Annotated in this window: 11 protein-coding genes and 1 pseudogene; 5 read left to right on the top strand and 7 right to left on the bottom strand. The window is 68.9% G+C overall.

All coding sequences use genetic code 11. The features are described 5' to 3' along the window. Window positions 1-75: 75 nt before the first annotated feature. Window positions 76-285: a hypothetical protein gene (locus tag ABEB07_RS21305; protein WP_189510193.1), complete on the top strand. Its 210-nt coding sequence runs from the start codon at window positions 76-78 to the stop codon at window positions 283-285. Here ABEB07_RS21305 and ABEB07_RS21300 read toward each other — a convergent pair. The 5 genes from ABEB07_RS21300 to ABEB07_RS21280 all read right to left on the bottom strand — a co-directional run bounded on the left by ABEB07_RS21300 (window position 271) and on the right by ABEB07_RS21280 (window position 3,695). Then, entirely contained in the window at window positions 271-1,449 is a 1,179-nt protein-coding gene (locus tag ABEB07_RS21300) for a caspase, EACC1-associated type (RefSeq protein ID WP_345669825.1), read from the bottom strand. The genes ABEB07_RS21305 and ABEB07_RS21300 overlap by 15 nt on opposite strands. Beyond that, window positions 1,446-1,805: an effector-associated constant component EACC1 gene (locus tag ABEB07_RS21295; protein ID WP_345669824.1), complete on the bottom strand. Its 360-nt coding sequence runs from the start codon at window positions 1,803-1,805 to the stop codon at window positions 1,446-1,448. Before ABEB07_RS21295 ends, ABEB07_RS21300 begins: the two co-directional genes overlap by 4 nt. Window positions 1,806-1,944: 139 nt before the next feature. Further along, a complete protein-coding gene (locus tag ABEB07_RS21290) occupies window positions 1,945-2,577 on the bottom strand; it encodes a DUF6000 family protein (RefSeq protein WP_345669823.1) in 633 nt (210 codons plus the stop codon). Between the two features lie 3 nt (window positions 2,578-2,580). After that, window positions 2,581-3,312 (bottom strand): HEAT repeat domain-containing protein, encoded by a 732-nt coding sequence (locus ABEB07_RS21285; protein ID WP_345669822.1) that lies wholly within the window; start codon window positions 3,310-3,312, stop codon window positions 2,581-2,583. Next, on the bottom strand, window positions 3,309-3,695 hold the full coding sequence (locus ABEB07_RS21280; RefSeq protein ID WP_345669820.1) for a CPCC family cysteine-rich protein: 387 nt from the start codon (window positions 3,693-3,695) through the stop codon (window positions 3,309-3,311). Before ABEB07_RS21280 ends, ABEB07_RS21285 begins: the two co-directional genes overlap by 4 nt. A 405-nt stretch (window positions 3,696-4,100) precedes the next feature. Between ABEB07_RS21280 and ABEB07_RS21275 the strand changes: the two genes are divergently transcribed. The 3 genes and pseudogenes from ABEB07_RS21275 to ABEB07_RS21265 all read left to right on the top strand — a co-directional run. Further along, the gene (locus tag ABEB07_RS21275; protein ID WP_053623546.1) at window positions 4,101-4,382 is read left to right on the top strand and encodes a type II toxin-antitoxin system Phd/YefM family antitoxin; all 282 of its coding nucleotides are present in this window, start codon (window positions 4,101-4,103) and stop codon (window positions 4,380-4,382) included. Next, window positions 4,379-4,633 carry a Txe/YoeB family addiction module toxin gene (locus ABEB07_RS21270; RefSeq protein ID WP_009321768.1) on the top strand — a complete coding sequence of 85 codons (255 nt, stop codon included), beginning with the start codon at window positions 4,379-4,381 and terminating at the stop codon, window positions 4,631-4,633. The genes ABEB07_RS21275 and ABEB07_RS21270 overlap by 4 nt, the downstream gene beginning before the upstream one ends. Before the next feature lie 121 nt (window positions 4,634-4,754). Continuing rightward, window positions 4,755-5,012 (top strand): annotated as a pseudogene (locus tag ABEB07_RS21265) (ISAzo13 family transposase); the annotation flags it as partial. Between the two features lie 3 nt (window positions 5,013-5,015). Here the strand turns inward: ABEB07_RS21265 and ABEB07_RS21260 are convergent. Both ABEB07_RS21260 and ABEB07_RS21255 read right to left on the bottom strand, forming a co-directional pair. Further along, window positions 5,016-5,279, bottom strand: coding sequence for a type II toxin-antitoxin system RelE family toxin (locus ABEB07_RS21260; RefSeq protein ID WP_345669819.1), 264 nt, complete (start codon window positions 5,277-5,279; stop codon window positions 5,016-5,018). Continuing rightward, complete coding sequence (locus ABEB07_RS21255) at window positions 5,272-5,541, bottom strand: type II toxin-antitoxin system Phd/YefM family antitoxin (RefSeq protein WP_345669818.1); 270 nt, start codon at window positions 5,539-5,541, stop codon at window positions 5,272-5,274. Before ABEB07_RS21255 ends, ABEB07_RS21260 begins: the two co-directional genes overlap by 8 nt. Before the next feature lie 305 nt (window positions 5,542-5,846). Here ABEB07_RS21255 and ABEB07_RS21250 point away from each other — a divergent pair, with 305 nt between their 5' ends. Next, window positions 5,847-8,042 carry a DEAD/DEAH box helicase gene (locus tag ABEB07_RS21250; protein WP_425589047.1) on the top strand — a complete coding sequence of 732 codons (2,196 nt, stop codon included), beginning with the start codon at window positions 5,847-5,849 and terminating at the stop codon, window positions 8,040-8,042. Window positions 8,043-8,155: the final 113 nt, after the last annotated feature.

The raw sequence follows: 8,155 nt of genomic DNA, 5'->3' as shown, positions 1-8,155 counted from the left end.
GGGCAACAGTCATGCCGGGCCCGGAGGCCAGCGGCCCCATTGCGGAACCGCGGAAAACATAACGGGGGGAGCGCGGTGGCGCAGAAGAGCGACAAGCCCTACTACCGGGCAGGGCACTGGGTGCGGCCGCCGGCCGCCAAGCAGGTGAAGAAGCCTGCGACGGGCCTTGTGATTGCGGCGGCGTTGCTGGCTATTGCTGCCTGGAACACGGTCTTCGGTGATGACAGCGAGGCACCTGTTCCGGCTCCGCAGCAGGCGTCTCCGACTGCCTCAGCTACTCCCTGAACGGTGATCTCGACTGCGACCGTTTCGCCGAGACAGTCTTCCGGTCAACCGCTGCAACGTAGTGGGCTTCTGGTGCTGGCGCGGGTGCGGGACGGTGTGCGGTGCGGCGTCGGTCGTCGTATCCGTTAGCAACCGCGTCCAGACGGCATACCACTCAGCGACCTGCTGATCCGGCACGCCACAGGCGGACAGAAACGCCGCTGTGGTGTGCCAGGTCTTGGGAAGGCTCTCGCGGTTCAAAAGCCGGCTGACGGTACCGGGTGAGATGCGTCCACCGGAACGTTGGCTAACCATCTGATGGGTGAGACCGCTCGTCACACGAACATCGGCCAACGACTTGAAGAAACCCCTGACAGTGCGGATTCCCGAGGGACTCGGCCAGGAGCGCGCTGTGGCTGGCTCCCCGTCGGCAGAAGGGGTGGTCGCGGTTGTGGGCAGGCAGGCCAGGTTGCGGCCGAGAGCGAGTCGGGCCCCGGTGTTCCTGTCTCTCGCCTGTGGGTCGGGGCGCCCCTTAGCCGCCAGCCTGATCCGCAAGTGCCGGTACAGCGCTCCAAAGTCGATCAGCTCAGGCCCATTGGGGATGCCCGTCTGAAGCGTGTCGAGGAGCTCGCCGGTGAACGCGGTGCAGGTCTCGTCCGGCGGGGCGAGAGCTTGGCGTGTTTCTGCAGCAGCGGCCAGCAGGAATGTTCCCTCCACGGCCGCCTGATCGGCCAGATCTGATGGGCCGCCCATCGTCCCGAGGGCCAGACCGCTGTAGCAGCAGTCGAGGACAACGACACATCGATCGGCCCGGCCGTTCAAGAGGGCCTGCCGTATCCACCGATAGGGCAGGCCGGTCTCTACGCGTCGCTGCTTGGACTGCGGCATGGCCAGATAGAGGTCCCCTTCGGGGTCGACCAGCCCATGACCGGCGAAGTAGATCAGCACGGTGTCGCGCGCTTGCTCGGCTGCGGCTCGCACTGCGGCCATCGTCATCTCTGCGGTCGTGGGGTTGGAGAGGATCGTGCAGTGCTCCTGCGGCAGGGTCCAAGAGGTGGGTCCGGTCAGCGCCTCGGCCAGAGCGGTCAGGTTGTTGGACACAGCCGGCAGCGACTCCAGGTGGTCGTAGTGGCTGGTGCCGATCAGCACGGCTCGGGTCGCGCCGGGGTCGGGCAACACGCTCATGTCCCAGGTGCCTCATCCTCGGTCGAGGTCTCAAGGGCACGAATGACACGTGCGATCTCGGCATCGCTGCCCTGGGTAAGAACGATCACGGTGTCACCCCGCCTGATCTCGATCCGCGGGTCCTGGGGCCTGGTTCGCTTCCAGGCGGCCAGTGCCACCACGAAGGAGGCAGCACTCCATCCGTTGTCAGTCACCAGTTGGATGACGTCCAGCAAACCGCCCATGTGCCCTGGCTCGGGAGGCTGCTCCTGGAGTGTCAAGGAGGACGACCTGCGGATCTCTCTGTCTGCCCCCAGCCACTGGTGCAGTGAACGCAGCTCGTCTGCCTCGGCCCCTACCCGCACGTCGATGCGCATGGTTCCCCCTGTCTCCGCGTGTCGGCGGTCTTCCGCATTGCCATCGTCGGGCAGAACCGGCTTTCTGGTGTGCGTTTGGCTTGTTCACGCCCTTACCTGGTGGGAACTAGGGGCCTGGATCGTGTGATTACGCCGCGACCTACAGGCGTCGCCAGCCGTTGGCGAACTCGCACTGGAGGTCTGTCGAGCGGCGCCGCTCGACGGGGGTGTATGCGGGGTGGTCGCGGAGGTGGGCCAGGGCATTGACCCACTGGTCCCAGAGACCGTCAGGCTGGGTGAAGCGGTCCGCATGGTGGGTGCCGAGGTGGGCGTCGAGGCGGAGGAGGGCGCCGAGGGCTGCGGGCTGGTCGTAGCGGAGGTCGGCGCGGGGGAGGTAATGGTCGAGGTAGGCGGTGAGGATCTCGGCGTCCGCGTGGGTGCCGAAGCGGGCCAGGGCGAAGCAGTAGGCGCTGCCGGAGAAACAGAACTCGCTGGCCAGGAGCAGGTCGCCGATGCGTTCGCGGAACGTGGCGCGTCGGCCTACGCCTATCAGCCAGGCGGCGGTAAGGCGTGAGCGCCACTCGTAGCCGAGGAGGGCTTCCAGCTCGGCATCGGTGATCGTGGCCGAGTCGTCGATGAGGTGATGGGCGAAACGTTCGGCGTGAGGCCACTCGGGCCGCAGGAACCGACCACTTTTCAGGACGAGGTAGCGCGCGTGGCCTGAGTCCTTCCTTGTCGCGTAGCGCTCGATGACGTAGCCGTAGCCGATCTCCTCGGGGTGCTGGGACGGCATCGGTCACCTCTCCGGGTACAGGTCGGTACGGTCGATCCAGGTGGGGGCGACGAAGATGTTGTCGCCGGCGGGGGCTTCGGAGGCTTCCAGTAGGGACCAGGTGCGGGATTCTTCGACCAGGTGCTGCCAGGGCGCGGTCCAGTCGAGTTCCCAGTCCAGGCCAGTGCCGGAGATGCCGTACGTGCCGCCGGCGTCCACGCGCCAGAACTGGGAGTAGAGGATCACCTGGGCATGGTCGGCGAGGTCGTTGATGATCTCGGTGAAGTGGGTTGAGGGCCAGCCAGGGGCGTCGTCCGCGGTGGCGGCTCGTAGGCGTGCGGTGAGCGGTGGGACGACGGGCGTGCGTGCGCCGAGTTCGGTCAGCGCCCAGCGGATGCCGACGGACTCGGTCCAGTCCGGTGGGGTCGCCCGTTCCAGGCAGGCGCGGTAGGCGCGGCGCAGGGGCTCGATGGCGCCGTCGATCTCCAGGCTCGCCAGGGCCATGGCCGCCCATTCGCGGACGGTCGGGTTGTCGCTGTCCAGCAGGCCGATGAGAGCGGGGCCGCAACAGGGATCGCCCACCTCCTCGAAGACCTCGATGGCGGTCAGCTGACCGAAGCCGCCGAGGGAAGGCAGGCCGTTGATGACGGCGGGTATGGCGTCGGCGCCGATCCAGATCAGCTCCGCACGGGCGTCGTAGGACTCGTCGGCCTTGCCGTCGAGCCGCTGGACGAGTGCCTCGATGTGGGAGGTCATGACGCGGAGTGGTCCCGGCGCCAGAAAGTGGGGAGCCACCAGCAGAGCGCCGAGTAGTCGTCGGGCCACGGGGCGCGGTCCTCGGCTGTCCAGTCCTCGAAGGAGTCGCGCGTCAGGTCGATGGGGCGCCAGGCGGGGTCGAGCGGCTCGTCCTCGGCCGGAGGGCGGACGTACCGCCGGCCGTGCTGGTCGCAGGCTCCGAACTCCCGGTAGTTCCGCTGGGCCTCGATCAGGGAGACCTTGTTCGCCCCTCCGGCCATGGTCGGCCAGCGGAACTGGACCCCGTCGTCCTCCCAGAAGCAGATGGGGCAGATCTCGTACGAGCCGGGCATCGCGCCCAGCACGCGGTGCCCGCAGCACGGGCAGGGGTAGGAGTCGCTCACCCGTGCAGTCTCGTTGCAGGTCCCGCCGGGGTGCCATGGGTTTCTCTGCCTCCGGGGTACCCGGGCAGTCCGCAGCCAGTCCGCAGGACACCCGTAAACGGCCGTCGGGAGCCAACGCATGCCAACCGGGAAATCCCAGGTCAGAGCCCTAGAGGGGGCTCCGCCGCAGGTCAGGATCAGGCCGCAGATATTCCGGTTCAACGTCTGAGCGGATGAAATAACACCACGTCGTTGACGTGGCAAACAGGCAGGTCAGATGGGGCCCACTTCTCCGGAGGTGGGCCCTTGGCCTTTCCTCGTGCTGGATGGGTGCTGGATCAGCTGAGGCACCATCAGTCGGTTCCTCTCTCAGATGACACGAAGAGTGGTACGTTATTGAGTACCACTTGATGGGAGGTTGCGGTCATGTCCATCACTGCGAGTGAAGCGCGCAAGGAACTGTTTCCGTTGATCAAAAAGGTCAACGAGAATCATGAGGCCATCGAGATCGTCTCCAAGCACGGTAACGCGGTGCTTGTCTCGGCCGAGGACTACATGGCGCTGCGCGAGGGCTCCTACCTGCTGCGCTCGCCGGCGAACGCCCGGCGGTTGCTCAAGGCGTACGAGAACGCCCTGTCGCACATCAACGTGTCGGAGCGTGAGCTGATCGATCCCGAGTCACCGGACGCAGGTGCGGGTGCCGCGTGAGGCTGGTCTTCGAGGATCAGGGCTGGGAGGACTACACGTCCTGGCTCAAGAACGACCGGAAGATGCTCGCTCGGATCAACAAGCTCATCGAGGACGTCAAGCGTGACCCCTTCACGGGGATCGGCAAGCCCGAGCCGCTGAAGTACCACTTGCCCGGGGCATGGTCGCGGCGGATCGACGATGAGCACCGCCTCGTCTACCTGGTCACGGACAAGGAAATCGTCATTCTCGCGGCTCGTTATCACTACTGACGTCCGGGACGTTTTCTTGTGGGACGCGGCCCGTGCAATGCAGGCCGGCGACGGAAGGCGCTGCTAAGGGCTTGCAGATCATCAAGGTGTTGCTTCCCGTCCCGTGGCTCGTTGGTGTGGTATGCGCATCCCGGACGAGATCCGTACCCAACTCGCTGTGAAGTTCGCGGTGTTGTTCCCGCATCTGGATGAGCGGCAGCGACGGCTGCTGATGGCCGCGGAGGCCCGTGTCCTGGGACATGGTGGTGTTCGGGCCGTCGCGCGGGCGGCCTCGGTGAGTGAGACCACGGTTCGCAAGGGCGTGTTCGAGTTGGAGGCCGGTGAGGAGCCTCTTGGGCGGGTGAGGCGGCCAGGCGGAGGCCGCAAGAGGGTCGCAGAATGGTCAGGTGTCGTAAACGGTGGACCGGTGCCCCACGTGAACGACCCAGACCACCAGTTCTCCGTCGTCGATCGTGTAGACGACGCGGTAGTCGCCAACCCGCAGGCGTCGGCGATCTGGCTGGGACACGAGTGCGGTGGTGTTGAAGCCGAGCGGATCGCTTTCCAGCTCGGTCAGCTTGGCCAGGACGCGCAGCGCCATCTCGCGCGGGATCTTCCGAAGCTCGGCCTGCGCCTCGGGGCGGAAGACGGTTCGGTACTCACTCACCGCGCGCCAGCGTCTCCCTCATGATGTCCTCGATCGGGATGCCGGGTGCGGGGTTGGCCATGCGCTCGTCGATGATCCGATTGATCTCGCGCTCTTCCCACTCCTGGTACTTGCGCAGTACCTCGATGGAGACGACGGCGGCGACTTCCTTGCCGCGGCGTGTGATCACGGTGGGTACGTCATCGCGGTCGGCGCGCTCCACGACCTCCGCCAGATGCGCGCGCACGTCGCGGATGGTCTCTCTGGGCGGCGGCTGTGTCATGCGCTCAAGCGTACCGAGTGTCCCATGTGTACACAACGCTGGATGAGTTTCTACGGTGCTGGATCGGTACTGGACACGACCCTGCGGAACCTCGTTTCCGCAGGCCGCAGCCCTGTACTACATGTTCCGCCTCAAGGTGTCTCAAGGTGTGGAGTGGAGAGGATGGCGTCGCGTCGCTGATTCGGTGTGCGCAGGCAGGTCCAGTGGGGTCCGCTCTTCGGAGTCGGGCCCTTGGCTTTTTCCGGGCCGGGGTGGTGCTGGAATGTGGTTGGGCTGTCGGGGCCGGGAGTGCGGGTGGGAGGGAGTTGAAGGCCGTGGGGCGGGGCGGGTGGGAGTGGGTGGGGCGGGCGGGGCGGCTTGGGGAGGGTGCGGGTGGGGTGGTCGGGGATCATGAGCGGGCCGTCGGGGCGGTGCGCGCCGCGCTGGAGCCGTTGCGGGACGCCGTGGTGCGGCGGGAGCTGGACGCGCTGCCGGTCGGGCGGCTGAGTGAGGTCACCGAGGGGCGGCTGCGGCTCGGGAGCGTGGAGAAGAGCGGGCTGCGCACGGTCGGGCAGGTGCTCGACGCCGGCCCCTACCGGCTGCGGCAGATTCCCGGGGTCGGGCAGCGCACCGCCGACCAGCTGCTCGCCGCCGCCCGGCGGCTCGCTGAGGCCGTGCACGAGACCGCGGCCGTCCACATCGACCCGGACCGGCCGGAACCGCGCACCACCGCCCTGGTCAGGGCCCTGCACGTGCTCGTGGAGGCCGGACCCGACGCGCAGCGCGCGGTCGCCGCGGCCGCCGCCCTGACGCAGCGGCTCGGTCCGCTGCTGGCCGACGCCGGGCCCGCCGCCGGACGGTTCCGGCTGCTGCTGGCCGGACGGGAGAAGAAGGCGCGTGCCCTGGCGGCGGTCGCCGCGCTCCGCTCGCTCGTGGCGGAGGCGGAACGGGCCCAACTGCCCGAGCTGTTCGCCCAGACATCGGTGGACCTGCTGCGCGCCGTACCGTCCGACCTCGCGGCCTGGGTGGACTTCGAACTGCGCTCCGCCGAGTACTACGGGCTGCTCGCCGAGATCGCCGGGCGCCCGCCCGACACCGCCGCCGCCGAAGGCTTCCTGCCCGAGGAGATCGCCGAACGGGTCCGGGACCAGCGCCTGGACGACACGCACCGGCGGGTCTCCCTGCGCGGCTACCAGGCCTTCGGCGCGCGGTTCGTCCTCGCCCGGCGCAAGGTGATCCTCGGTGACGAGATGGGCCTCGGCAAGACCGTTCAGGCCATCGCCGTGCTCGCGCACCTGGCCGCCGAGGGGCACACCCGCTTCCTGGTCGTCTGCCCGGCGAGCGTCCTCGTCAACTGGACCCGCGAGGTCGGGACCCGCAGCGCGCTGCGCGTCGTAGTGCTGCACGGGCCCGGCCGGCACGAGGCGTACGCCGACTGGAAGGAGCGCGGCGGGGTCGCGGTGACCACGTTCGACGCGCTGCGCGGATTCCCGGCGCCCGAGGACGGGGAGGTCGGCATGCTCGTCGTCGACGAGGCGCACTGCGTGAAGAACCCCGCCGCCAAGCGGTCCCAGGCCGTCGCCCTGTGGGCACGGCGGTGCGAGCGCGGCCTGTTCCTGACCGGGACCCCCATGGAGAACCGGGTCGCCGAGTTCCGCAACCTGGTCCGGATGCTCGACGCGGCGCTCGCGGACGCGCTCGGCGAGGGGGACGCGGTCGTGGGTTCCGTCGCCTTCCGCGCGGCCGTCGCGCCGGTGTACCTGCGGCGCAACCAGCAGGACGTGCTCACCGAACTCCCGAGCCTCCAGCACACCGACGAGTGGGAGGAGCCGAGCGCCTCGGACGAGGACGCCTACCGGGCGGCCGTGCGCGCCGGCAACTTCATGGCGATGCGGCGGGCGGCGTACGCGCGGCCGGAGAAGTCGGCCAAGCTGGAGCGGCTGCGCGAGATCGTCCGGGAAGCCGGTGAGAACGGGCAGAAGACGGTGGTCTTCTCCCACTTCAAGGACGTGCTGGGCGTGGTGGGGGAGGCGCTTGCCCCGGCTCCCGGCGACCCCGTGCCCGTGTTCGGCCCCTTGACCGGCGCCGTGCCGGCCGCGCGCCGGCAGCGGATCGTCGACGACTTCGCCGGCGTCCGCGGCCCCGCGGTGCTCCTGGCGCAGATCCAGGCGGCCGGGGTGGGGCTCAACCTCCAGGCCGCCTCCGTCGTCGTCCTGTGCGAGCCGCAGGTCAAGCCGACCGCCGAACACCAGGCGGTCGCCCGCGCCCACCGCATGGGCCAGGTCCGGCCGGTCCGCGTGCACCGCCTCCTCGCCACCGGGGGCGTGGACGAGCGCCTGGTGCGGATGCTGGAGCGCAAGACCCGCCTCTTCGACGCCTACGCCCGCCGCAGCGCCGTCGCCGAGGCCACGCCGGACGCAATCGACGTGTCGGACCTCGAACTGGCCCGCCGCATCGTCGAGGAGGAACAGGAACGCCTGGGCATGACGGACGCCCCCGCCGCGCTCACGCCCAATGAGTGAGCCCCGCTCCTTCCACCTTCACGCGACCGAGTGAGCCCCGCCGCTTCCGCCCTCACGCCGACTGAGTGAGCCCCGCCCCCGCCGCCGCACCGCCGCCGCCCCGCCGCACCCCC

Source organism: Streptomyces similanensis, from assembly GCF_039543625.1.
Taxonomy (GTDB): Bacteria; Actinomycetota; Actinomycetes; order Streptomycetales; family Streptomycetaceae; genus Streptomyces; species Streptomyces similanensis.
This window is presented reverse-complemented; position numbering and strand designations above follow the sequence as displayed.

Excerpts from the sequence above, each read along its gene's own strand:
- ABEB07_RS21300 (WP_345669825.1), bottom strand. The coding sequence starts at position 1,449 with ATGAGCGTGTTGCCCGACCCCGGCGCGACCCGAGCCGTGCTGATCGGC.
- ABEB07_RS21295 (WP_345669824.1), bottom strand. The coding sequence starts at position 1,805 with ATGCGCATCGACGTGCGGGTAGGGGCCGAGGCAGACGAGCTGCGTTCA.
- ABEB07_RS21290 (WP_345669823.1), bottom strand. The coding sequence starts at position 2,577 with ATGCCGTCCCAGCACCCCGAGGAGATCGGCTACGGCTACGTCATCGAG.
- ABEB07_RS21285 (WP_345669822.1), bottom strand. The coding sequence starts at position 3,312 with ATGACCTCCCACATCGAGGCACTCGTCCAGCGGCTCGACGGCAAGGCC.
- ABEB07_RS21275 (WP_053623546.1), top strand. The coding sequence starts at position 4,101 with ATGTCCATCACTGCGAGTGAAGCGCGCAAGGAACTGTTTCCGTTGATC.
- ABEB07_RS21255 (WP_345669818.1), bottom strand. The coding sequence starts at position 5,541 with ATGACACAGCCGCCGCCCAGAGAGACCATCCGCGACGTGCGCGCGCAT.